This window comes from Pseudomonas sp. B19125 (assembly GCF_044218855.1).
In the GTDB taxonomy this organism is placed as follows: Bacteria; Pseudomonadota; Gammaproteobacteria; order Pseudomonadales; family Pseudomonadaceae; genus Aquipseudomonas; species Aquipseudomonas edaphica.
This window is the reverse complement of the sequence record NZ_CP162589.1, coordinates 2,372,937-2,398,148: the sequence shown is the minus strand read 5'-3', so window position 1 is coordinate 2,398,148 and position 25,212 is coordinate 2,372,937. Positions and strand designations below refer to the sequence as shown.

Here is a 25,212-nt window from a genome sequence, read left to right as displayed (position 1 = left end):
GTGGGAATGCCTCAGGTGACGCTCTGCGTCACGCTTTGGGACGCAGAGCGTCGTGGGCTGCATTCCCACGCAGAGCGTGGGAACGATCAGTGAAGCTCTGTCGGCAACGCCAGCGATTTTCTATCTGGATGACAAGGGTGGCTTGCAGCAACAGCAAGGCGCGCCGTCGCCGGACAAGCTGGTGAAGATTCTCGGCCCTAAATAGCCCATCAGATCGTTCCCTACGCTCTGCGTGGGAACGATCAGTCTGGATGACAAGGGTGGCTTGCAGCAACAGCAAGGCGCGCCGTCGCCGGATAAGCTGGTGAAGATTCTCGGCCCTAAATAGCCCATCAGATCGTTCCCTACGCTCTGCGTGGGAATGCCTCAGGTGACGCTCTGCGTCACGCTTTGGGACGCAGAGCGTCCTGGGCTGCATTCACACGCAGAGCGTGGGAACGATCAGTTACAAACCCTCCAGCTCCGCCATCAGATCACTCAACCGATCGACCTTCTCTGCACTGATCTCATTGGCCGCCAGGCCGTCGATATACTCGGCCAACTCCGCCACCGTGCTGCATTCGAACATCGCCCGCAGCGGCACATCCCGTTGCAGGGTTTTCTGCACCCGCGAAGCAATCTGCGTGGCCAGCAATGAATGCCCCCCCAGCTCGAAGAAGTTGTCCTGCACGCCTACCCTTTCGACCTTCAACACCTCAGCCCAAATCGCTGCCAGGGTAGCTTCCAGTTCGTTGCGTGGCGCCAGGTAATCCTGACTGTGCAACTGGCCAATCTCCAGAGCCGGCAGAGCGTTGCGGTCCAGCTTGCCATTGGCGTTCAGCGGCAGGCGGTCAAGCCATAACCAGTGCAGCGGCACCATGTATTCCGGCAGCTCCGCGCGCAGGCGTTGCTTGATGCGGTCCAGGCGCTCGCCTGGATTCAGCGCTGCATCCGTCGCCACCAAGTAACCCACCAAATGCTTGCCGTTGACGCCTTCCTGCACACCCACCGCCGCATCCCGCACATCCGGCTGCTCATGCAGGCGCGCTTCGATTTCACCCAGTTCGATGCGGTAACCGCGAATCTTCACCTGATGGTCGATACGCCCGACATATTCCAGCACACCATCACTGCGCCGACGCGCCAGGTCGCCGGTGCGGTATAGCCGCTCGCCCGGCGCGCCGAACGGGTTCGGTACAAACACCTGGGCGGTGCGCAATGGGTCGCTGACATAACCACGCCCTACGCCCCTGCCTGCCACACACAACTCGCCCACCGCACCTTGCGGCACCAGCGCCAGCGCACCATCAAGCAGGTACAAGCGGTTGTTATCGGTTGGCGTGCCAATCGGCAGATACGTGCCACGGGTCGACGCCAGGTCAACACGGAAGAACGCCACGTCATCCGAACACTCCGCCGGGCCATAAGCATTGACCAAACCAATCTGCGGGTAACGCAGCAACCACTGGTGCGCCAGCTCCGGCGGCATCGCTTCACCCGTCGGCAACATCCAGCGCAAGTCGTCCAGGCTCATGCGTTCCTGGGTCAGCATGCCCTGGATCAGCGACGGCACGCTCTCCAGCACGGTAATACCTTGGGCCTGCACGTGCGCCAACAAACCCTGCGGGTCATGGGCGATGGTGTTCGGCACAATATCCACCCGCGCGCCAAACAGCGGCGCGGTGAGGAACTGCCACACAGAAATATCGAAACTCTGCGAAGCGGTCTGCGCGATCACATCTGTCTCGCTCAGTTGCAGATACGGCACCTTGCTCAACTGGTTATTGAGCATGCCGCGCTGTTCCACCATCACACCTTTGGGCAACCCCGTGGAGCCGGAGGTGTAGATCACATAGGCGAGGTTATCCGGCGTGCTGTAGATGCCGGGGTTTTCGCCACGGCCGGGCACTTCTTCCCATACCAGCAACTGGCAGTCAGTGCCGTCCAGCAATTCAATCGCCTGCTCGCGGCACGCCTCGGTGCACACCAGCAACGGTGTGCGGCTCAGGTCGATGATGCGGTTCAGCCGCTGGCTTGGCAGGCCTGGGTCCAGCGGCAGGTAACCGGCACCGGCCTTGAAGCTGCCGATGATCATGCCGAGCAAATCCAGGTTACGCTCGGCCAGCAGCGCCACCGGCTGATCCAGCCCGACACCGGCCTCGATCAGCGCGTAGCCCAGGCCGTTGCTGCGGCGGTTCAATTCATCGTAGGTCCATTGCTGGTCGAGGCAACTGGCGGCGATGCGCTGCGGATGTTGCGCCACCTGCACTTCGAACAACTCGACATAGCTGCGTTCCAGCGGGTAGTCATGCTCACTCTGGTTACAGCCGTCGACCAGGAACGCACGCTCCTGCTCGCCGATCAGCGGCAAGTCCGCCATGTCGCCATGGAAGCCCTGCACCAACGCCAGCAGCAGGCGCTTGAACTCGCCCAGCATGCCTTGCACGGTGGTTTCATCGAAATAACGCTGGTCGTAGGACAGGTGCAAGCCGAGGTCATCGCCCGGATAACACACGGCCGTCAGCGGGAAGTTGGTGTGGGTGCGGCCGGAGTCCGAGGTGGCATTCAGGCTTTGCGCACGGTCCAGCACCGAGACTTCCACCGGTGCGTTTTCAAACACGAACAGGCTGTCGAACAGCGGTTGGCCTTTAGGCAATTCGCTGTGTTCCTGGATAGTCACCAGCGGCAGGTATTCGTATTCGCGCAGTTGCATATTGCTGTCGAGCAAGCCGCTCAGCCACTGACGCACACTGCAAGTCTGGTCGTCTTCCGGCAGTTTCACCCGCAGCGCGATGCTGTTGATGAACAGGCCGACAGTGCGTTGCATCTCGGGCATCTCCACCGGCCGCCCGGCGACGGTGACGCCAAACAGCACATCACGATCACCGCTCAAACGCCGCAGCACCAAGGCCCACGCCGCTTGAGCGAAGGTGTTGACGGTGAGTTGATGGGCCTGGGCCAATTCGCGCAATTGCGCACCGTCGCGGGCATCCAGGCGGGTGTAGCAATCGCCTACCACCATGCCGCCGCTGTGGCCTGCGTGTTCACGCAGGAATGGCCGGTCGCTCGGGATCGGCGTGGTGCGCTCGAACCCTTGCAGGTTCTGTTGCCACCACTGGCGCGCTTCATTGAGGTTCTGGCGTTGCAGCCAGGCGATGTAATCGCGGTAGCGCGGCGGCGTGGCCAATTGTGTATCGCGGCCCTCGCCCAAGGCCATGTAGATGTCGAAGAAATCATTCATCAGCAACGAGCGGCACCAGGCATCGATCAGGATGTGGTGGTTGCTCATCATGAACCAGTAGCGCGCCTCGCCCACGCGGATCAGCCGCAGGTGGAACGGCGCCTGGTTGAGCAGATCAAAACCGGCCTCGCGCTCGGCCTTGAGCAAGGCTTGCAGGCGCGGCTCCTGCTCGGCTTCGGGGTCATGGCTCCAATCCAGATACTCAATCGGCGTGCTGCCCGGCTTGTGGATCACCTGCAGCATGTCCTCGCCGACGTTCCAGCAGAACGACGCACGCAAGGCTTCATGCCGGGCGATCACCGCCTGCCAGGCCTGGGCGAAACGCTCGGGGTCGAGGGCGCTGTTGATGCGGTAGCGGTCCTGCATGTAGTAGAGGCCGGTGCCCGGCTCCAGCAAGGTGTGCAGCAGCAGGCCTTCCTGCATTGGCGTCAGCGGGTAGACGTCTTCGATGACGTTTGCCGGCACCGGCAGGCTGTCGAGCTGCGATTGAGTCAGGTGCGCCAACGGGAAGTCGGACGGCGTAAGGCCACCCGCCTCGTCGTTGAGGCAATGCGCGATCAGGCTTTGCAGCTCGCTCAAGTACCCATCCGCCAGTTCACGGATGGTCTGTGGCTCATGGCGCTCACGGCTGAAGGTCCAGCGCAGCAGCAACTCACCGCCGTACACCTGGCTGTCGACACTCAGCTCGTTGGGCAGCGGCGCATCCGGGTCGTGGGCCAGGCCCGCCGATTCATCCAGCGGGTGGAACAGTGCATCGGCGCCGAAGCTCTGGTCGAACTGGCCGAGGTAGTTGAAGGTGATCTGCGCCGTTGGCAATGCGGCCATGGCCTGCTTGCACTGATCGTCCGCCAGGTAACGCAGCACGCCATAACCCAGGCCTTTGTGCGGCACGCCGCGCAGTTGTTCCTTGATGGCCTTGATCGAGTCGCCCTGCCCGGCTTGCGGTGTCAGGCGCAACGGGTAAGCACTGGTGAACCAGCCGACGCTGCGGGTCAGGTCGATTTCATCGAACAGGGTTTCACGGCCATGGCCTTCCAGTTGGATCAAGGTCGAGGCGTGCCCCGTCCAGCGGCACAGCACGCGGGCCAAGGCGGTCAGCAGCAGGTCGTTGACTTGGGTGCGATACGCGCTCGGCGCCTGTTGCAGCAACTGTCGGGTATGGTCGGCACCCAGGCGCACGCTGACGGTTTCAGCCTCGCCATTGCGCAGTGAACCCTGTGGACGCGCCACTGGCAATTCCACCGCAGGACCGGCCAGTTGGTCTTGCCACAGGCTCAACTCTTCGCGCAGGGATTCGCTGCCGGCATAAGCGCGCAGACGCGCGGCCCAATCGCGCAATGCGCTGGTCTTGGCCGGCAGGCTGACGGACTGGCCCTCGCTCAACTGGCGGTAAACCGTTTGCAGGTCCTCCAGCAGTACGCGCCACGACACGCCGTCTACCACCAGGTGATGAATCACAATCAGCAGGCGTTGCTGGCCTTGCGGGCCGTCCACCAGCAAGGCGCGCAACAGCGGGCCATGCTCAAGGTCGAGGCTGCGTTGGGTGTCAGTGAACAGCTCAGTGCAGGCCTGCATATCGCGCACTTGCGCCTGCATCAGCACGCCGCCTTGGGGCACGGCCAGGTGCTCGGCATGCCAGTGTGCGTCGCGCGTGGAGAAGCTCAGGCGCAAGGCGTCGTGATGCTCCAGCACCGCCAGCAGCGCTTGCTCCAGGCGATGGGGCTCCAGCAATTGCAGTGGCTTAAGCAGCAATGCCTGGTTCCAGTGCTGACGGTGGGGGATCTCGGTATCGAAGAACCAATGCTGGATCGGCGTCAGGCCCGAGCTGCCGGTGAGCAGCCCCTGCTCGGCTGTCACTTGCTCGGAGCGCGTAGCCACGGCGGCCAGGGTTTGCACGGTCTGGTGCTGGAACAAATCCCGTGGGCTGAAATGAATCCCGGCCTGCCGCGCACGGCTGACCACCTGGATCGACAGGATCGAGTCACCGCCCAATTCAAAGAAGTTATCGTCCAGGCCGACTTGCTGCACGTTCAATACCGCGCACCAAATGGCCGCCAGGTTTTGCTCCAGCTCATTGCGTGGCGCCACATAGGTTTGGCGATTGGCCGCAGGATCCGGCTGCGGCAAGGCGCGGCGGTCGAGCTTGCCGTTGGCGGTCAGCGGCATGCTGTCGAGCACGATCAGGTGCGCGGGCACCATGTAGTCCGGCAGTTGCGCCTTGAGGTGCGCCTTGAGTGCATCACGCAAGGTGGCAGGGTCGGCGTCGCTGACCAGATACGTCGCCAGCTGTTTACCACTGGGTGAATCCAGCGCCAGCACCACTGCTTCGCGCACGGCTGCGTGCTCCAGCAAGCGCGTTTCGATTTCACCCAGCTCGATGCGGAAACCGCGAATCTTCACTTGATGGTCGATACGGCCCAGGTACTCCACCAACCCATCGGCGCGTTGGCGCACCAGGTCGCCGGTGCGGTACAAACGGCCGCCATCGGCAGCAAACGGATCGGCGACAAACCGCTCGGCCGTCATGCCAGGACGTTCGTGATAACCCTGGGCCAGACCGGCCCCGCCGACATACAGCTCACCGGTCGCGCCTTGGGGCACCAGCGCCAGGTCGGCGTCGAGAATATAGGCCACGCGAGCGCCGATGATGCTGCCGATCGGCACGCTGGCGGCGCCTTCTTCCAACACGTGCGGCGCCAGGCTGGCCAGCGGCATCACCACGGTTTCGGTCGGGCCATAGGCGTTGAAAAATAGCTCGGGCTGGAACACCGCACGAATCCGCTGCAAGTGTTCGCCGGTCAGCGCCTCGCCGCCGGTGATGCACATGCGCACCGGCAAAGTCTGTTGCCGGGTCGCCAGCCATTGCGCCAATTGGCTGCCGTAGCTTGGCGTGAAGCCGAGGATATTGATGCCATGGGCACGGATCAGTGCGCAGATTTCTTCGGCATCCCATTGGCCTTGGGCGCGCAACACCACCTGCGCACCGCTGAGCAGCGGCACCAGTAGACGCTCGGTGGCGGCGTCGAAGTTGATGGAGTAGAAGTGCAGCTCGCAATCATCCGCGCGCATGCCAAAGCGCTCGATCACCGCCTGGCAATGCATGGCGATTTCACCGTGGGACACCACCACGCCCTTCGGCTTGCCCGTGGAGCCGGAGGTGTAGATCAGGTACGCCTGATGTTGCGGCAGGCTGATAAAGGGCGGCTCGGCGGCAGGGTAATTGGCCAACACCGGCAAGTCATCTTCCAGGCACCAGCACGCGACCGTCGCCGGCAATTCGCCAAGGGCTTCGAACATCGCCGCATCACTGAGCAGCAGGCCGATGCCACTGTCTTCGATCATGTAGTGCAGGCGGTCGAGCGGGTATTCCGGGTCCAGCGGCACATAAGCGCCGCCAGCCTTGAGGATCGCCAGCAGGCCGATGACCATTTCCAGCGAGCGCGGCAGCGCCAGGCCGACCCGCACCTGCGGGCCAACGCCGCGCTCACGCAGCATCCAGGCCAGGCGGTTGGCGCGCTCATCCAGTTCGCGATAACTGAGCGTGACCCCGGCAAAGGTCAACGCCGCTGCATCGGGGCGGGCCAATGCTTGTTGGCTGAACAGCGGGTGAATGCACTGATCCAGGCGGTGTTCACCCGCCTCGATACCCAGGCTGCTCTGCAAGGCGCGCTGCTCAGTGGCCGTCAGCAAGGGCAACTCGCTCAGACGCTGTTGCGGGTTGGCGATCAACGCTTCCAACAGGTTTTGCCAATGTGCGGCCATCCGCGCAATACGCGGCTGGTCGAACAAGTCGGTGCTGTAGGTCAGGCAGCAACCCAGCCGATGGTCGAGGTCGGTGACTTCCAGGTTGAGATCGAACTTGGTCGCCCGCGCATCGTTGACCAGGTATTCGACGGTCATGCCCGCCAGTTGGCGGCTCTGCTGGAATTCCCAGCGCTGCACGTTGCACATCACCTGGAACAGCGGGTTATATGCCGCGCTGCGCGATGGTTGCAGGGCTTCCACCAGATGATCGAATGGCAGGTCCTGGTGAGACTGGCCTTCGATCACGGTATGGCGCACCTGCTCTAACAACTCGGCCACATTCATCTGCCCATTGAGCTGGCAACGCAGCACCTGGGTGTTGAGGAATGCGCCGATCAGCCCTTCGCTTTCCGGGCGAATGCGGTTGGCCACCGGCGCGCCGATGCGCAGGTCGGTCTGGCCGCTGTAGCGATAGAGCAGCACCGCCAGGGTGGCGGTCATGGTCATGAACAACGTCAGGCCACGTTCGGCGTTAAAGGCGCGCACGCGAGCGGCCAAGTCATCGCTCAGATCAAAACGGTACAACTCGCCCTGATGGCTTTGCACCGGTGGCCGTGGGCGGTCGGCGGGCAGTTCGAGCAAAGGATGCTCATGGCCCAGTTGCGCAGTCCAGTAGTCCAGTTGGCGTTGGCGCTCGCCAGCCTCCAGCCACTGGCGCTGCCACACGCTGTAGTCGAGGTATTGCACCGCCAGCGGCGCCAGCGGCGAGTCGCGTTCGTCGATAAACGCCTCGTACAGCGCGCCGAGCTCACGGGCGAAGATGTCCATGGCCCAGCCTTCGGTGACGATATGGTGCAGGGTCAGCACGAAGTAGTGCTCTTGCTCGCCGGCCTTGACCACGCAGGCCCGCAACAGCGGCCCGGTTTCCAGGTTGAACGGCGTGTGAGCTTCCTGATCGGCGAAATCTTGCAGGCGCTGCTGACGCTCGGTTTCATTGAGCGCGGAGAAATCCTGCCAGCCCATGCGCATACCGGTTTGCGGTGAGACCTTTTGGTACGCCACGCCATCGACGCTCGGGAAGGTGGTGCGCAGGGTTTCGTGACGCATGATCAAGGCTTGCAACGCCGCCTCAAAACGCCCCACATCCAGCACGCCGCGCAGACGCGCCATGCCGCCGACGTTGTAGGCCGGGCTGTCGGGCTCCATCTGCCAGAGGAACCACATGCGCTGCTGGGAATAGGACAGCGGCACCCGCGCGCTGCGGTCGACCCGGGCGATAGCGGTTTGCTGATTGCGTTGGCCCGAAGCCTGGATCGCGCCCACTTGCTCGGCAAACGCACCCAGCTCGCTGGCTTCGAACAAGCTGCGCAACGGCAACTCGACGTCGCAGGCCTGGCGGGTGCGGGAGATGATTTGCGTGGCCAGCAACGAGTGGCCGCCGAGGGCAAAAAAGTCGTCGCGCAGGCCGATACGTGGCAAACCCAGCACTTCGCGCCAGATCGCGGCAATCTGCTGCTGCAACGGCGTTGCAGGCTCGATGTGCTCGCGGGTTTGCCACACAGGCTCTGGTAATGCGCGGCGGTCGAGTTTGCCGCTGGGGCTCAGGGGCATGGCGTCCAGACGCATCAGCAAGGTGGGCACCATGTACTCCGGCAGCTCGGCGGCCAGGGCGGTTTTTACCTCCTGCTCGGTAAGCTTCGCAGGCGCGGTGTAGTAACCGATCAACTGCGCATCACGCACCAGCACCACGGCTTGGGCGATGCCGTCCAGCGCCAGCATCCGTGCTTCGATTTCTTCAGGCTCCACACGGAACCCACGCAGTTTGACCTGTTGATCAAGGCGGCCGAGGTATTCGAGTACACCCTCGGCGCCCCAACGCACACGGTCACCGGTGCGATACAGGCGTGTGCCGGGTGCGCCCAACGGGTCAGCCACAAAGCGTTCGGCGGTCAGCCCGGCGCGGCCCAGGTAACCGCGCGCCAGGCCGATGCCGCCGATGCACAGTTCGCCCGGCACACCGGCCGGTAATGGGTTGAGTTGCTCATCCAGCACGCGGCAGATCACATTGCCCAGCGGCCGGCCGATGGGCGAGCGTTCGCCATCCGCAACCTGGCAATGCCAGTGGGTCACGTTGATCGCGGTTTCAGTCGGGCCATACCGGTTGTGCAGTTGCACCGCCGGCAGCTGCGCCAATACGCGGTTACGCAGCTCGGCAGGCAAGGCTTCACCGCCGGAGAACAGACGCCGCAGGCTGGTGCACTCAGTCACCAACGGCTCATCGATAAACAGCTGCAGCAGCGGCGGCACAAAGTGCAGCGTGGTCACGCCGTGTTCCTGTACCAGCTGCGCAATGCGATGCGGATCGCGATGTTCGCCAGGGCCGGCCAGCACCAGGCGGCAGCCGCTGATCAGTGGCCAGAAGCACTCCCACACCGACACGTCGAAACTGATCGGCGCCTTTTGCATCAGCACATCGGTGTCGTTGAGTTGATAGGTGGCCTGCATCCACTGCAAGCGCTCGGCGAGGGCCGCATGGGTATTGCCCACGCCTTTGGGCTGGCCGGTGGAGCCGGAGGTGTAGATCACGTAGGCGAGGTTGTCTCCATTCAAGTGCAGGCCCGGCGCCTGGGTCGGCCAGCTGTCCAGGTGCAGGCTGTCCATGGCGATCACGCACACGCCCTCGGTGGCCGGCAGCAGTTCAAGCACTGCGGTTTGGCTCAGCAACAGGTGTACGCCGCTGTCCTTGAGCATGTAGGCCAGGCGGTCGGCGGGGTAATCCGGATCGAGCGGCACATAGGCGCCACCGGCCTTGATGATTGCCAGCAGACCGATCAGCAGCTGCGGCGAACGCTCGGCGGCGATGGCCACGCACACATCCGGGCCGACGCCCTTGTCACGCAGGTAGTGGGCCAGGCGGTTGGCCTGGGTGTGCAGTTGGGCGAAGGTCAGGCTGCCGCCTTGCCAGACCAGTGCGGTGTTGTCAGAGATCTGTTGGCTGAGCAGCTCGGGCAGCCACTGCCGGGCCGGGGCACACGGGGCTTCGCTCCATGGCTGCTGCTCGTCTGTGTGCATCAGCTTGAGGTCGCCGATGGCGTGCTCCGGCTGCTCGCACACCGCGTGCAGCAGGTTGATGAAGTGCTCGGCGAGGCGCTGGATGGTCGCGCTGTCGAACAGCTCATCGGCGTAGTCGAACGCCAGGCTCAAACGCCCGTTGCGGTCTTCTTCAGTGTGCAGTTGCAGGTCGAACTTGGCTTCGCGACTGTGCCATGGCAGCTCATCGGCAAGCATGCCCGGCAAGCGGCGCAAGGCGCTCAAGTCGCGCTGCTGGTGGTTGAACATAACCTGGAACAGGCCTTGTTCGCGGGCCTGGGGGAAGGCTTCCAGCAGTTGTTCGAAGGGCAGGTCCTGGTGAGCCTGGGCGCCCAGCGCAGCCTGGCGCGTGGCAGCCAACAGCTGATTGAATGGCAGGCGCCCGTCCAGCTCAACGCGCAACACCAAGGTGTTGATGAAGAAGCCAATCAGGCCTTGGGTTTCCTGGCGTGGGCGATTGGCGTTGGGCACGCCGATACGAATATCGCGCTGGCCGCTGTAGCGGTAGAGCAGGCTCTGGAACGCCGCCAGCAACAACATGAACGGTGTGGAATCGTGAGCTTGCGCGGCCTGGCGAATGGCTTCGCTGAGCGTCGCGTTCAAGCGCACGCTATGGCGCGAGGCACTGTGGGAATGCTGCGCAGAGCGTGGATGGTCGGTGGCCAGGCTCAGGGCCGGGTGCTCATCACCCAATTGCGCCTGCCAATAGGCCAATTGCCGCTGGCCTTCGCCTTCGGCCAGCCATTGACGCTGCCAACTGCCGTAGTCGGCGTATTGCAGGGCCAGTGGCGGCAGTTCCAGGGTTCGGCCTTGGGTTGCGGCGGCATACAAACGCGAGAATTCGTCGATCAGAATGTTCAGCGACCAACCGTCGGCGATGATGTGATGCAAGGTCACCAGCAGTTGGTGATCTTCATCGTCCAGGCGCACCAGCGTCACCCACAGCAACGGGCCTTTTTCCAGGTCGAACTGGGTGCGCGCTTCGTCTTCACGGATCTGCTGCGCGCGGGCTTCGCGTTCGGCGCTTGGCAGGTCGCTGAGGTCGATCACTTCCAGATCGAAACCGGTGTTGGCCTCGACGCGCTGGAAGGCTTGGCCATCGCGTTCATAGAAGCGCGTGCGCAGGGCTTCGTGGCGCAGGATCAACTGCTGGAAGCTCGTGCGCACCGCATCTTCGTCCAGCTCGCCGCGCAACCGCAGGGCGCCGGGGATGGTGTAGGCGCTGCTGTGCGGGTCCAGTTGCCAGGTGATCCACAGGCGGTTCTGTGCCAGGGATTGCGGCAAGTCTGCCTGGCGTGACAAGGCCTGGATCGCGCCTTGGGCAATGCCGCCGTCTTGCTTCAATTGCGCCACATTGGCGGCGAACGCCGAAAGCGTCGGCGCCTCGAACAGCAGGCGCAGGTTCAGCTCCAGGCCCAGGCTTTCACGCAGGCGCGCGACCACCTGGGTGGCGGTGATGGAGTTGCCGCCGAGCAGGAAGAAGTGGTCATCGGCCGCCACGGTTGCGACCTGCAACTGCTCGCACCAGATCGCTGCAATCTGTTTTTGCAGCTCGGATTCAAGCAGCGCATCACTGGCCTGGGCTTGCAGACTCGGGAACTGCGCATAGCTGTCGAGGCTGCCATCGGCATAACGAAGCGCGCACGCCGAACGCTGCACCTTGCCGCTGGAGGTCTTGGGCAAGCCACCGGGGTTGAGCAACACCACCACGCTCGGGGCTTCTTGATAAGCCTCGGCCACCGCCTGGCGAATCGCCTTGATCAAGGCCTCCGGCGGCAGGATTTTCTGCACGCTGCGGCTGATTTCTGCGGCGATACCGATGCCTTCCAGGCCTTGGTGATTCACGGCGAACGCCGCTACCCGACCCTTGCGCACCACTTCGACTTCGCGCTCGACGGTCTGCTCGATGTCCTGCGGATACAGGTTGTGGCCGCGCACGATCAGCAGGTCTTTGAGGCGGCCGGTGATGTACACCTCGCCGTGGCGGATAAAGCCCAGGTCGCCGGTGCGCAGCCAGGTGCGCCCCGCGTGTTGTACAAAGGTCTTGGCGCTGGCCTCGGGGTTGCGCCAGTAGCCGTGGGCGATGCTGGGGCCGGCGGCCCAGAGTTCGCCGACACGGTTGTCGGGCAATTCGGTGAGGGTGTGCGGATCGGCGATCAGCACCGCGTGTTCCGGCTGGCTCGTGCCGCAACTCATGATCGCGCTGCCCTGCCCCGGTTCAGCGCGGTTGGCGGCCAGCGCCTGCTCATCCACACGCAACGCGGGGATGCCTTGACCACGGGTGCCACCGGCGACAAACAACGTCGCCTCGGCCAGCCCGTAGGAGGCGAAGAAATTATTCGAGGTGAAACCACAAACGGCAAACTTCTCGGCGAAACGTTCCAGGGTGTCGAGGCGGATCGGCTCGGAGCCCGAATACGCCACGCGCCACTTGCTCAAGTCCAGGCGTTCCAGCGCGGTTTCACTGACCCGCTCGCTGCACAGGCGATAGGCGAAATCCGGCCCGCCGCTGATGGTGCCACCGTATTCGCTGATCGCTTCCAGCCAGCGCAATGGGCGGCCGAGGAAGTACGCCGGCGACATCAACACACAGGGCACGCCACTGAAGATCGGTTGCAGCAAGCCGCCGATCAGGCCCATGTCGTGGTACAGCGGCAGCCAGCTGACGATCACATCATCCGGGTGCAGATCAATGCCGAAGCCGCGACGGATCAGCACTTCGTTGGCCACCAGGTTGCCGTGGCTGACTTGCACGCCCTTGGGTAGCGCGGTGGAGCCGGAGGTGTATTGCAGGAAGGCGATGTCGTCTGCTTGCAGCGCGGGCTCGACCCAATTGCCGGCGGTCTGCAGGGTATCGACGCTCAATACCGGCGGCGCGTTCTCGATCTGCGCCAGGCCGTCGGCGAGGCTGGCGATGGTCAGCAGCAGGCGCGGCTCGGCATCGCTGATGATCGACAGCAGCCGCTCCTGATGATGGCGCTTGGTCGACTCCGGCGGATAGGCCGGCACCGCGATGACCCCGGCGTACAGGCAACCAAAGAACGCCGCGACGTAATCCGGGCCGCTGGGGAACAGCAGCACCGCACGGTCGCCCAATGCCGCATTGGCCTGCAAGGCGGCGGCGATGGTGCGGGCGCGCTGGTCTAGGTCGCGGTAACTGAGCACAACGCTGTCGGCGGCGGATTCGGCAAGGAAGCGCAGGGCCACCTGGTCAGGGGTCTGCGCGGCGCGGTGTTGAAGGGACTGGACCAGGGTGCGGGGAAGTTCGAAGGCGTCCATCATGGGGTTCCTGCCTGAAATCGGCTTACGGGAAAATCGGGAATTAGGGCCGTGCTAAACGGCAGCCAGTTGGCGCGCCGCATCATTGCGCCAGCGGGCCAAGTGCTCGTCGGCATAGCGACGCAGGCAGCGCAGCACCGCGCTTTCGTGCTGCACGAGGAAGAAGTGGTGGCCGTCGAACATATCCAGGGAGAAGCCGCTGGCGGCATCCAGTTGCCAGTCGAGCAACTGGTCGGCGCGCACACTGTCCTGCTTGCCGCCAAACACATGGATCGGCATGCCCAGTGGCGCGCGCTCGCCATAGGTGAAGCTGCCGCACAGCAGGAAGTCGGCGCGCAGAATCGGCAGCATCAACTGCATCAATTCCGGGTTGCACAGCGCCTCTTCGGCGGTGCCCTGCAGTTCGCGCAGGCGGGCGATCAGTTGTTCATCGGTCTTTTCGATGGCGTATTCGCTCACATCGCGGCGCGCCGGGCCGGCGGTACCGGAAGCAAACAACGCCAGCGGCGCAGGCAGATTGCGTGCTTTCAATGCATGCGCCAGTTCAAATGCCAGCAGGCCGCCCAGGCTGTGGCCGAACAAGGCATAGGGGCTGCCCAGGTCACGACCGATCTCGTCGGCAAGCTGCGCGGCCAAGGTTTTGATATCGCGCTGCAACGGCTCATCCATGCGCATGCCGCGGCCCGGCAATTCCAGCGGGCACACCTGCAACCAGTCAGGCAGAGCCCGGCGCCAGCGTGCATAGACCATCGCGCTGGCCCCCGAATAGGGCAGGCAGAACAGGCGCAATCGCGTGGAAACGCTCATTGATCGCGGTCTCCAAACTGAAAAACGCTGCCTGCACGATAAAAACCCATTTCGCCCTCCTGCGGGTGCTGATCCTTGGCCGTTGGCTAACGGGCCTGTCACCCAGAAGAACGGACGGCCCGGGCAAATAATTAGTCGCCGGGAGCGAGGGAGGCGTAGTTCATAGCGAACAAGAAAGCATAAGATTAGTTCGTCTTCTCATTTGACAATCATTATCATTAAGCATAATTTGTTGCCCGATGTGTAGGAGGCCTCAGCAAGGACGCCCTCCCCTAACTCTTTCGCGACAAGGTGATTTCCATGACGGAACAAGTATCCACAGGCAGGTGCGACTCACCCCTTTTGCAGGCATTCGTCGACAATCGACTTATTTTGGTGAAGATCGCCGCCCGGATTACCGGTTGCCGCTCGCGCGCCGAAGACGTCGTGCAGGACGCCTACTTTCGGCTGCAATCAGCGCCGACCATCACCTCGTCGTTCAAGGCTCAATTGAGTTATCTGTTCCAGATCGTGCGCAACCTGGCGATCGACCACTACCGCAAGCAGGCCCTGGAGCTCAAATATTCGGGGACGGAAGAGGAAGGCTTGAATGTGGTCATTCACGGCGCTTCACCGGAAACTTCGCATATCAACTTCAACACCCTGGAAAACATCGCTGACGCCCTGACGGAGTTGCCCCAGCGCACCCGCTATGCGTTCGAGATGTACCGCCTGCACGGCGTGCCGCAAAAGGACATCGCCAAGGAGCTGGGCGTTTCCCCAACCCTGGTGAACTTCATGATTCGTGATGCGCTGGTGCATTGCCGCAAGGTGTCGGGCAGCCATAGCGATACGTTTGCACGCAGGGTGTGAAGCTGTAGAGATATGTGGCGAGCAGGCTTGCCCTGCGTTGGGGCGCGAAGCGGCCCTAAAACCGGACACTCGGTCCTAATTGGAAGAGCGCGGTGGCCTTACTGGGGCCGCTTCGCAGCCCAACGCAGGGCAAGCCTGCTCGCCACAACAAGCCTGCTTGCCACAACAAGCCAGGTGGCCACAACAGGCCTGCTCAACGCAGATAATCAGGGCACCGGCCTCACATCAATGCGATACGGCTCGAAGATCTTCAACATCTCCCCGCTCTCACGCAGGTGCTTGAGCAGCTCGGCGAACGCCGCGCCGGTGATCGGCGCTTTGGGCCGTACCAGCGCGTAGTGGTGATACACCTGGTCAATCCGCTCCGAGACCAGGAACTGCCCGGCCATGTCCGCATTACGCACCATGAAGTCGCTCAGGTACGAACGCGTGACCAGCGCAATATCGGCACGCCCGCGCGCCACCATCAGCAGGTTGCTGTCATGGGAGTAGGTCAATGTGGCGTTGAAGTGTTCGGCCATGTTCTTGGGGTCGGGGTTGAAACCGGCAAAGGCGTAGTGATAACCGCTGAACACTGCAAGGCGCTTACCGGCGAGGTCGGTGAAATAGCTTTGGTCGCGGCCGGGCTTACGTTGGGCGACGAAGATTTCTGCATCTTCCAACCCCATGTCGACACTGGTGTGGGAAATATCCTGCCAACCCCAGTCGGGGTTTTCGAAGATGGCCATGTCGACCCGACCTTGCTCGAAATCACGAAAGCGCCGTGGAATCGACGTCGGCACCAACACAAACTGGTAGTCGGTTTGCGCAGCGTTCAGGGCTTCGACCAGTTGCGGCAACAAACCGGTATCGGCGCCCTGCTCGGGCCGAACGGTGTAGGGCGGGAAGTGCGCGGCGCCGATCCTGACCAATTGCGCGGCCGACGCCGGCAGCCACCACGCGGTGCCCAGTGCCCATATAGTCAGTCCTGCAGCCAGCCGCCATGGCGAAAACATTGAGGCACACACCGTTTAACACTCTGATGGCAATAAGCTAGGCGTTTTTGTCAGGGGAGACAACTTTCCGTCGGCAAATTAATAGCTTGCGCCTCAATCAGCTTTAAGCACCATCAACAGCGCCTCCTCGGCCAACTGCTCGAGGGTCAGGCTGCCTTCGGCGCGAAACCAGGTGGTGGTCCAGGACAAGGCGCCGGTCAGGAAGCGTCGAGTGATAAACACATCGCCCCGGATGTAACCCGCCGCCTTGGCCTCGCCCAGCACCTGCAGCCAGATGTCCTCATACACATCGCGCAGCGCCAGCACCTGAGCCTGGCCTTCAGCCGACAGCGAACGCCATTCATAGACCAGCACTGCCATCGCCTCGCCACTGCCACCCATGATCGACTGCAACTCGCAGCGGATCAGCGCCAGCACGCGCTCACGCACGTTGCTGGCCTCTTCAAGTGAAGCGCGCATCATCGCGGTGTTGTAGTGGATGGTTTCCTCCATCACGGCACGCAGGATCTCGTCCTTGCTCTTGAAGTGATGAAAGATACTGCCGGACTGAATGCCCACGGCACTGGCCAAATCACGCACGGTCGTGCGCTCGAAACCCTTGTTGCGAAACAGGTGAGCCGCGGTTTGCAGCAACTTGCCCCGGGCACTGTCGGGGTCGGTCAACTGGCCGCCGTCGACCATGGTGCGCATCACCCGCAGGGCTTTTTGCTCATCCATGCTGCTCTCCTTCATCTCTACTGACGTCTTGGGCGGCAATTTAGGCCGTGGCCGCCAGCCAAGCAAGCGCTTGGGCAAAACTTATATCAACCGTTTACAAACCAAGCGCTTGCTTGGTAGTCTCGACACCAGCCATCGGAGGAAGGATTTCTCATGAGCAAGACGGTTCGTATTGGCTGCGCCAGCGCCTTCTGGGGCGACACCTGCACGGCCGCCGCCCAATTGGTGCACGGCGGCGCCCTGGATTACCTGGTGTTCGACTACCTGGCGGAGGTCACCATGTCGATCCTCGCCGGTGCGCGGATGAAAGATCCCCAGGCCGGTTACGCCACGGATTTTGTCGAGGTGCTCACGCCGTTGCTGGGGGAGATCCAGCGCCAGGGCATCCGTGTGATCAGCAACGCCGGCGGCATCCACCCGCACGCCTGCGCCGCCGCCCTGCAAGCGGCCTGCGACAAGGCCAGTGTGCCGCTGAAAATCGCCGTACTGCTGGGCGACGACCTGCAACCTCAACTCAAGCAACTGCACAACATTACCGATATGTTCAACGGCGCGCCCCTGCCGCCGATGTGCGTTTCGGCCAACGCCTACCTCGGCGCACCCGGCATTGCCCAGGCACTGGCGCTGGGCGCCGATATTGTGATTACCGGGCGCGTGGTCGACAGCGCCGTGGTCAGCGCCGCCTTGGTGCATGAATTCAACTGGTCGTGGCAGGACTACGACCGCCTCGCTCAAGCTGCGCTCGCCGGGCATATCATCGAATGCGGCGCGCAGTGCAGCGGCGGTAACTTCACCGATTGGCGCGATGTACCGGACTACGAGCACATCGGCTTTCCCATCGTCGAAGTCAGCGCCGACGGCCAATTTACCGTGAATAAAGTCGCCGGCACCGGTGGGCTGATCAGCGAACTCAGCGTGGCCGAACAGTTGCTGTATGAAATCGGCGACCCGCGCGCGTATTTACTGCCCGATGTGATCTGCGATTTCAGCCAGGTCAAGCTGCAGCAGCAAGGCCAAAACTGCGTGCGCCTGCACGGCGCCAAGGGTTTACCGCCCACCGACCAGTACAAGGTCAGCGCGACTTACCCCGACGGTTTCCGCTGCACCGCCAGCTGCCTGATTGCCGGGATCGACGCGGTGGCCAAGGCCGAGCGAGTCAGCCAGGCGATCATCAACAAGACCTCGGAACTGTTCAGCCAACGCGGCTGGGCGCCTTACACCGAGGTAAACATTGAACTGCTCGGCAGCGAAGCCACCTACGGTGCCCACGCCCAGCGTCAGGATTGCCGCGAGGTGGTGGTGAAATTGGCGGTACGCCACCCCAGCAAGCAGGCCTTGGTGCTGTTCGCCCGCGAGATTGCCCAGGCGGCGACCGGCATGGCACCCGGCTTGACCGGCATTGTCGGCGGGCGACCGACCGTGTACCCGCTGATTCGGCTGTTTTCATTCCTGATCGACAAATCATCCTGCGCACCGCAGGTCGACTTCCAAGGCGCGCGTCACGCCGTTGTATTGCCTTCATCAGCCCCGATGCGCACACCCGCCGCGCCGATTGATCCACCCAAACCCGAAGGCCGCGCGGACGCCAGTGTGCCCCTGGTGAAACTGGCCGTGGCGCGCTCCGGCGACAAGGGCAACCACAGCAATATCGGCGTAATCGCCCGCCACCCCAACTACCTGCCTTGGATCGCCGAAGCGCTGACCCCGGAGGTGATCGTCGACTGGATGAGCCACGTGCTAGACCCACTTCACGGCCGTGTCGAGCGCTGGTACTTGCCCGGCAGCCACAGCTTGAATTTCCTGCTGGAAAACGCCTTGGGCGGCGGCGGCATCGCCAGCCTGCGCATCGACCCGCAAGGCAAGGCCTTCGCCCAACAGTTGCTGGAAATCCCCATCGCCGTGCCGCAACACATAGCCAATCAACTCTCCTAAAGGACCGTCGCCGTGGCCTTCGACTCGATCTTCAAAGCCGACCTGTTCCAGGGGCAAACCGTGATAGTCACCGGCGGCGGCAGTGGCATTGGCCGCTGCACCGCCCATGAACTGGCGGCCCTTGGTGCCAGTGTGATACTGGTGGGGCGCAAGCCGCAAAAGCTGCAACAGGTGGCCGCCGAAATCGCCGAAGACGGCGGCACCGCGCATTGGCAGGCCTGTGATATTCGCGATGAAGAAGCAGTGACAGCGCTGGTCACGCAGATCATCCGCGAGCATGGGCCGATCCATGGGTTGGTGAACAACGCCGGCGGTCAATACCCGTCGCCACTGGCTTCGATCAATCAAAAAGGCTTTGAAACCGTACTGCGCACCAACCTGGTCGGCGGTTTCCTGATGGCCCGTGAAGTGTTCAACCAGTCGATGAACAAGCACGGCGGCGCCATCGTCAACATGCTCGCCGACATGTGGGGCGGCATGCCCGGCATGGGCCACTCGGGTGCTGCACGCTCAGGCATGGACAACTTTACCAAGACCGCCGCTTTCGAATGGGGTTACGCCGGTGTACGCGTCAACGCCGTGGCGCCGGGCTGGATTGCGTCCAGCGGCATGGACACCTACGAAGGCGCGTTCAAGGCAGTGATCCCCACCCTGCGTGAGCACGTGCCGCTCAAGCGCATCGGCACCGAATCGGAAGTCAGCGCGGCCATCGTGTTTTTGCTCAGCCCCGCCGCCGCGTTTATCAGCGGTAGTACCTTGCGCATCGACGGCGCTGCCAGCCTGGGCAGCCGCGCCTGGCCGCTGCACAAGGCGCAGCCGCCGAGCGAGCCGTTCAACGGTTTCCACCGCGCCTATTTACCCGATGTGCTGAAGACGGAGCACTGAACCATGCCGGTGATTGAAAGCCTGATCGACGCCCACAGCCCACAGTTCGCGCACAACCGTGAAGCCATGCTGGCAAGCATCCAACAGTTGCGCCAACTGGAGCACAACCTGCTCGCCAAAGCACAGGAAGCCAAACCCAAGTTCGACAAACGCGGCCAGTTGTTGCCCCGCGAGCGCCTCAACCTGCTGCTGGACCCCGGCGCGCCGTTTCTGGAATTGGCCAGCCTGGCCGGCTACAAACTCCACGATGACAAAGACGGCAGCGCGGCCGGAGGCGGCTTGATCGCCGGTATCGGCTACGTCAGCGGCGTACGCATGCTGGTGGTGGCCAACAACAGCGCGATCAAGGGCGGCACCATTTCGCCGTCCGGCCTGAAAAAATCCCTGCGTCTGCAACAGATCGCCATGGAAAACAAACTGCCGGTGGTGACCCTGGCGGAAAGCGGCGGTGCCAACCTCAATTACGCCGCCGAGATTTTCGTCGAAGGCGCACGCAGCTTCGCCAACCAGGCGCGCATGTCGGCCATGGGCTTGCCGCAGATCACCGTGGTACACGGCTCGGCCACGGCGGGCGGCGCGTATCAACCGGGGCTGTCGGATTACGTGGTGGTGGTGCGCGGCAAGGCCAAACTGTTTTTGGCCGGGCCGCCGCTGCTCAAGGCCGCCACCGGCGAAGTCGCGACTGATGAAGAGCTGGGCGGCGCCGAGATGCACGCGCAAACCGCCGGCACGGCCGAGTACCTGGCGGAAAACGATGCCGATGGCGTGCGCATCGTGCGCGAAATCGTCAGCCTGCTGCCGTGGGATGATCGCCTGCCACCCGCTCCACAACGGGCTTACAAGGAGCCGCTGTATCCTATAGACGAGTTGCTGGGGTTGATCCCCGATGACCCGAAAAAGCCCTACGACGTGCGCGAAATCCTCGCACGCCTGGCCGACGGCTCGCACTTTCTGGAGTTCAAAGGCGAGTTCGACGCCCACACCGTCTGCGGCCACTTGCATATCCAGGGCCGCGCCGTCGGTGTGATCGGCAACAACGGCCCCATCACCCCCAAGGGTGCGAGCAAGGCGGCGCAATTTATCCAACTGTGCGACCAGAGCCGCACGCCGCTGCTGTTCCTGCACAACACCACCGGCTTTATGGTCGGCACCGAATCGGAGCAACAAGGCGTGATCAAGCACGGCGCGAAGATGATTCAGGCGGTGGCCAATGCGCGGGTGCCTAAACTCACGGTGGTGGTCGGCGGCTCTTATGGCGCGGGCAACTATGCAATGTGCGGCCGTGGCCTGGACCCGCGTTTTATCTTCGCCTGGCCCAACAGCCGCACGGCGGTGATGGGCGGCGCGCAAGCGGGCAAGGTGCTGCGCATCGTGACTGAGGCCAAGCAATTGAAGGACGGTCTGGTGCCCGACCCCAAGGTGCTGGACATGCTCGAACAGGTCACCGCGCAGAAACTCGACAGCCAGTCCACCGCCCTCTATGGCAGCGCCAACCTGTGGGACGACGGGCTGATAGATCCACGCGATACCCGCACGCTATTGGGGTTCTTGCTGGATATCTGCCACGAGGCCGAGGTGCGCCAACTGCAGCCCAACAGCTTTGGTGTAGCGCGCTGATCGTGCCCACGCTCCGCGTGGTAACGCAGCCAAGGACGCTCCGCGTCCCAATAAGGAGAACAACAACAATGATCTTCACCCAGGAACACCAGGAACTGCGCCGCACCGTGCGTGCCTTCGTCGACCGCGAGATCAACCCGCACGTGGACGAGTGGGAAAAAGCCGGGCGTTTTCCCATTCACGAAATTTTCCGCAAGGCCGGCGACCTCGGCCTGCTGGGCATTTCCAAGCCGGAACAATTCGGCGGCATGGGCCTGGACTACAGCTACTCCATTGTCGCCGCTGAAGAATTTGGCACCATCCGTTGCGGCGGCATCCCCATGTCCATCGGCGTGCAAACCGACATGTGCACGCCCGCCCTCGCCCGCTTCGGCTCCGATGAACTGCGCGACGAATTCCTGCGCCCGGCCATCAGCGGCGAGCAAGTGGGTTGCATCGGCGTCTCGGAAACCGGCGCCGGCTCCGACGTGGCGGGGCTTAAAACCCACGCGCGCAAGGACGGCGGCGACTACGTGATCAACGGCAGCAAAATGTGGATCACCAACTCGCCCAGCGCCGACTTTATCTGCCTGCTGGCCAACACCTCCGACGACAAGCCGCATATCAACAAATCATTGATCATGGTGCCAATGACCACCCCAGGCATCAGCGTCAGCCCGCCGCTGGAAAAGCTCGGCATGCACAGCTCCGAGACCGCCCAAGTATTTTTCGACGGTGTGCGCGTGCCGCAACGCAACCGCATCGGCCACGAAGGCGCAGGGTTCATGATGCAAATGCTGCAGTTCCAGGAAGAACGCCTGTTCGGCGCAGCCAATATGATCAAGGGCCTGGAGCATTGCATCGACAGCACCATCGAATACTGCAAAGAGCGCCAGACCTTCGGCAAGGCGCTGATCGACAACCAGGTGATCCACTTTCGCCTGGCCGAGCTGTCCACCGAAATCGAATGCCTGCGCGCGCTGGTCTACCAGGCCACCGAGCAATACATCAAAGGCCAGGATGTGACGCGCCTGGCCTCCATGGCCAAACTCAAGGCCGGGCGCCTGGGCCGTGAGGTCAGCGACAGCTGCCTGCAATACTGGGGCGGCATGGGCTTTATGTGGGACAACCCGGTGGCCCGCGCCTACCGTGATGTGCGGCTGGTGTCGATTGGCGGCGGCGCCGACGAAATCATGCTGGGCATCATCTGCAAATTGATGGGCACCCTGCCCGGGAAAAAATCATGAACACCCTGCTGCTCGAGCCGCACAACGGCGTGCTGCACATCACCCTTAACCGCCCCGCCAGCCGCAATGCGATGAGCCTGGAGATGGTCAACGAACTGCGGTCGGTATTGGCACAATTGGACAGCCAGGTGCGCGCCGTGGTGATCAGCGGCGCCGGTGGGCACTTCTGTGCCGGGGCGGATGTGAAAGACATGGTCATGGCGGGCGGGCAGTTGCCGGCGCTGAACCGCGCCTTCGGCACCCTGCTGCAAGCCGTCGAAGCCGTGCCGCAAGTGGTGATCGTGGTGCTGCAAGGCGCGGTGCTGGGCGGCGGCTTTGGGCTGGCGTGCGTGAGTGATATCGCGATTGCCGACCACCAGGCGCAGTTCGGGTTACCTGAGACCAGCCTGGGCTTGTTGCCGGCGCAGATTGCGCCGTTTGTGGTCAAGCGCATTGGCTTGACCCAGGCACGCCGACTGGCGCTGACGGCGGCGCGCTTTGATGGGGTTGAGGCTGAGCGGTTGGGCGTGGTGCATTACGTCGAGCGCGATGCACAAGCCTTGGCGGAACGATTGGATGAGGTGCTGGGGCAGGTGTTGCGCTGTGCGCCGGGGGCGAATGCGCGGACTAAAGCGCTGTTGCTCGCCAGTGTGGAACAGCCGGTCGGCCCGCTGTTGGATCAGGCCGCAGAATGGTTTGCCGAGGCGGTGACGAGTGAGGAAGGGATTGAGGGGACGCAGGCGTTTGTGCAGAAGCGTAAGCCTGGGTGGTCTCGATGACGCCATCGCAGGCAAGCCAGCTCCCACAAGGGGAATGCATTTCAAACTGTGGGAGCTGGCTTGTCGGGTCGCCGCATCGCTGCGATAGGGGCCGAACATTCACCCAATGTGCCAAGGGATAAACCCATGCCTGCATTCACCAAAATCCTGATCGCCAACCGCGGCGAAATCGCCTGCCGCATACAGCGCACCGCCCAAACCCTGGGCTACCGCACCGTCGCCGTCTTCAGCGACGCCGACGCCCAGGCCCTGCACGTGCAAATGGCCGACGAAGCCGTCCACATCGGCCCCGCGCCGGTTAACCAGTCGTACCTCAACATCCCGGCCATCCTCGACGCCGCCAGACGCACAGGCGCCGACGCCATCCACCCCGGCTACGGCTTCCTCTCCGAAAACGCTGGATTCGCCCAAGCCTGCCTGGACGCCGGCCTCACCTTCATCGGCCCCAGCGTTGCCGCCATCGAGCTGATGGGCAGCAAACGCCAGTCCAAACTCGCCATGCTCGACGCGGGTGTGCCGTGCATCGCCGGTTACCAAGGCAATGCCCAGGATGACGCGACCTTGCAGCAAGAAGCCAACCGTATCGGCTACCCGCTGATGATCAAAGCCAGTGCCGGCGGTGGCGGGCGTGGCATGCGCCTGGTCCACGACGGCAGCCAACTGCTCGATCAACTGCGTACCGCACGCTCCGAAGCCCTCAACGCGTTTGGCAGCGACGAACTGATCCTCGAACAAGCTTTGATCGACCCGCGCCACGTTGAAATCCAACTGTTCGGCGACAACCACAACAACCTCATTTACCTGGGCGAACGCGACTGCTCGATCCAGCGCCGCCACCAGAAAGTCATCGAAGAAGCGCCCTGCCCGGTGATGACACCTGCGCTGCGCCAAGCCATGGGCGAAGCTGCGCTGAAGGCTGGGCGTGCGGTCAATTACGTCGGCGCCGGCACCGTCGAATTTCTGCTCGACCGCAACGGCCACTTCTACTTCCTGGAGATGAACACCCGCCTGCAAGTGGAGCACCCGGTCACCGAACTGATCACGGGGTTGGACTTGGTTGAGTTGCAACTGAACATCGCCGCTGGCGAACCGCTGCCCTTGCAACAGGCCGACGTGACCCTGACCGGCCACGCCATGGAAGTGCGCCTGTACGCCGAAGACCCGGCCCAGGGCTTTTTGCCGCAAACCGGCGATGTGCTGCGCTGGGAGCCGGCTGCCCGGGTACGCATCGACCACGGCGTGCTCGAGGGCCAGCGCATCAGCCCGTTCTATGACGCCATGCTGGGCAAAATCATCGCCCACGGCGCCACCCGCGAAGAGGCCCGGCGCAAATTGCTGCGCGCAGTGCAAGACACCGTGTTACTGGGCGTCACCACCAACCAGGGTTTGCTGATGGACCTGCTCGGGCAAGCGGACTTTATCGCAGGCGAGTTCAGTACCGGGTTTATCGCCAAACACTTCAATGACATCCCACGTCACGCCGCGACAAAGGAGCAGGTCGCGCTGGCCGCCGCACTGTTTTACCAACACAGCGCCAACACCCACCGCCAAGGCTTGTCGGGATGGCGCAACAAGGCCACCTGGCGCTATCGCCTGGCGGTGAACGACGAGGTGCAGGACCTCGACGTCAACGTATTGGACGGCAACCATCTGCAAGCCAACGGCATCGAGATCCATGACCTGAGCACCGACGGCCGCTGGGCCACACTGGTGATCGACGGCATTCGCCGTCGCCTGCCCTACCATCTGGACGACACTCAGCTCTGGCTGCAGGGCGTGAAGATCATCAACCGCACCCAACACGTCGCCAGCCGCCAGGCCGACGCCAGCACCGGCATCGTCAAGGCACCGATGGACGGCGCGATTGTCGATATCCGCGTGAGCGCCGGTGAAAGCGTCAGCAAAGGCCAACTGCTGCTGGTGCTCGAAGCCATGAAAATGGAACATCCGCTGACGGCCGGCATCGACGGTGTGATCAAGGGTGTGCAGGTCGTCGCAGGTGATCAAGTGCGCAATCGCCAGGTTTTGCTGGAGATCGAATAACACCCTAGGCGGAACTACACGGCCCAGCTACGCTCTATCCCCATCAG

At 63.0% G+C, this 25,212-nt stretch carries 12 protein-coding genes; 8 read left to right on the top strand and 4 right to left on the bottom strand.

The annotated features are described in order from the left end of the window. Nucleotides 1-76: 76 nt before the first annotated feature. Nucleotides 77-205 (top strand): hypothetical protein, encoded by a 129-nt coding sequence (locus tag AB4P96_RS10975; protein WP_395600758.1) that lies wholly within the window; start codon nt 77-79, stop codon nt 203-205. A gap of 240 nt (nt 206-445) precedes the next feature. Here the strand turns inward: AB4P96_RS10975 and AB4P96_RS10970 are convergent, their stop codons facing one another. Continuing rightward, entirely contained in the window at nt 446-13,336 is a 12,891-nt protein-coding gene (locus AB4P96_RS10970) for a non-ribosomal peptide synthetase (protein WP_395600757.1), read from the bottom strand. 51 nt (nt 13,337-13,387) lie between these two features. Then, nucleotides 13,388-14,140 (bottom strand): thioesterase II family protein, encoded by a 753-nt coding sequence (locus AB4P96_RS10965; RefSeq protein ID WP_017134982.1) that lies wholly within the window; start codon nt 14,138-14,140, stop codon nt 13,388-13,390. 300 nt (nt 14,141-14,440) lie between these two features. Between AB4P96_RS10965 and AB4P96_RS10960 the strand changes: the two genes are divergently transcribed. Continuing rightward, nucleotides 14,441-14,992, top strand: a complete 552-nt coding sequence (locus AB4P96_RS10960) for an RNA polymerase factor sigma-70 (protein ID WP_005789991.1) — start codon at nt 14,441-14,443, stop codon at nt 14,990-14,992. A 206-nt stretch (nt 14,993-15,198) separates the two neighbouring features. Here the strand turns inward: AB4P96_RS10960 and AB4P96_RS10955 are convergent, their stop codons facing one another. Both AB4P96_RS10955 and AB4P96_RS10950 read right to left on the bottom strand, forming a co-directional pair. Further along, nucleotides 15,199-15,987 (bottom strand): ABC transporter substrate-binding protein, encoded by a 789-nt coding sequence (locus tag AB4P96_RS10955; RefSeq protein WP_017134981.1) that lies wholly within the window; start codon nt 15,985-15,987, stop codon nt 15,199-15,201. Nucleotides 15,988-16,080: 93 nt separating this feature from the next. After that, complete coding sequence (locus AB4P96_RS10950; RefSeq protein ID WP_017134980.1) at nt 16,081-16,704, bottom strand: TetR/AcrR family transcriptional regulator; 624 nt, start codon at nt 16,702-16,704, stop codon at nt 16,081-16,083. A 153-nt stretch (nt 16,705-16,857) separates the two neighbouring features. Here AB4P96_RS10950 and AB4P96_RS10945 point away from each other — a divergent pair, with 153 nt between their 5' ends. The 6 genes from AB4P96_RS10945 to AB4P96_RS10920 all read left to right on the top strand — a co-directional run bounded on the left by AB4P96_RS10945 (nt 16,858) and on the right by AB4P96_RS10920 (nt 25,165). Next, complete coding sequence (locus AB4P96_RS10945; protein ID WP_395600756.1) at nt 16,858-18,636, top strand: acyclic terpene utilization AtuA family protein; 1,779 nt, start codon at nt 16,858-16,860, stop codon at nt 18,634-18,636. 12 nt (nt 18,637-18,648) lie between these two features. After that, complete coding sequence (locus tag AB4P96_RS10940; RefSeq protein WP_017134978.1) at nt 18,649-19,521, top strand: SDR family oxidoreductase; 873 nt, start codon at nt 18,649-18,651, stop codon at nt 19,519-19,521. Between the two features lie 3 nt (nt 19,522-19,524). Then, nucleotides 19,525-21,138, top strand: coding sequence for a geranyl-CoA carboxylase subunit beta (atuC, locus tag AB4P96_RS10935; protein ID WP_017134977.1), 1,614 nt, complete (start codon nt 19,525-19,527; stop codon nt 21,136-21,138). Between the two features lie 68 nt (nt 21,139-21,206). Next, on the top strand, nt 21,207-22,364 hold the full coding sequence (gene atuD / locus AB4P96_RS10930) for a citronellyl-CoA dehydrogenase (RefSeq protein ID WP_017134976.1): 1,158 nt from the start codon (nt 21,207-21,209) through the stop codon (nt 22,362-22,364). Further along, the gene (locus tag AB4P96_RS10925; protein ID WP_138448967.1) at nt 22,361-23,122 is read left to right on the top strand and encodes an enoyl-CoA hydratase/isomerase family protein; all 762 of its coding nucleotides are present in this window, start codon (nt 22,361-22,363) and stop codon (nt 23,120-23,122) included. Before atuD ends, AB4P96_RS10925 begins: the two co-directional genes overlap by 4 nt. 126 nt (nt 23,123-23,248) lie before the next feature. After that, nucleotides 23,249-25,165, top strand: a complete 1,917-nt coding sequence (locus AB4P96_RS10920) for an acetyl/propionyl/methylcrotonyl-CoA carboxylase subunit alpha (RefSeq protein WP_395600755.1) — start codon at nt 23,249-23,251, stop codon at nt 25,163-25,165. Nucleotides 25,166-25,212 lie beyond the last annotated feature (47 nt).

Bases quoted from the DNA above. Each gene is read 5' to 3' on its own strand.
- AB4P96_RS10960 (WP_005789991.1), top strand. From the start codon at position 14,441: ATGACGGAACAAGTATCCACAGGCAGGTGCGACTCACCCCTTTTGCAG.
- AB4P96_RS10925 (WP_138448967.1), top strand. From the start codon at position 22,361: ATGAACACCCTGCTGCTCGAGCCGCACAACGGCGTGCTGCACATCACC.
- AB4P96_RS10950 (WP_017134980.1), bottom strand. From the start codon at position 16,704: ATGGATGAGCAAAAAGCCCTGCGGGTGATGCGCACCATGGTCGACGGC.
- AB4P96_RS10955 (WP_017134981.1), bottom strand. From the start codon at position 15,987: ATGTTTTCGCCATGGCGGCTGGCTGCAGGACTGACTATATGGGCACTG.
- AB4P96_RS10965 (WP_017134982.1), bottom strand. From the start codon at position 14,140: ATGAGCGTTTCCACGCGATTGCGCCTGTTCTGCCTGCCCTATTCGGGG.
- AB4P96_RS10920 (WP_395600755.1), top strand. From the start codon at position 23,249: ATGCCTGCATTCACCAAAATCCTGATCGCCAACCGCGGCGAAATCGCC.
- AB4P96_RS10970 (WP_395600757.1), bottom strand. From the start codon at position 13,336: ATGATGGACGCCTTCGAACTTCCCCGCACCCTGGTCCAGTCCCTTCAA.
- AB4P96_RS10945 (WP_395600756.1), top strand. From the start codon at position 16,858: ATGAGCAAGACGGTTCGTATTGGCTGCGCCAGCGCCTTCTGGGGCGAC.
- atuD (WP_017134976.1), top strand. From the start codon at position 21,207: ATGATCTTCACCCAGGAACACCAGGAACTGCGCCGCACCGTGCGTGCC.
- atuC (WP_017134977.1), top strand. From the start codon at position 19,525: ATGCCGGTGATTGAAAGCCTGATCGACGCCCACAGCCCACAGTTCGCG.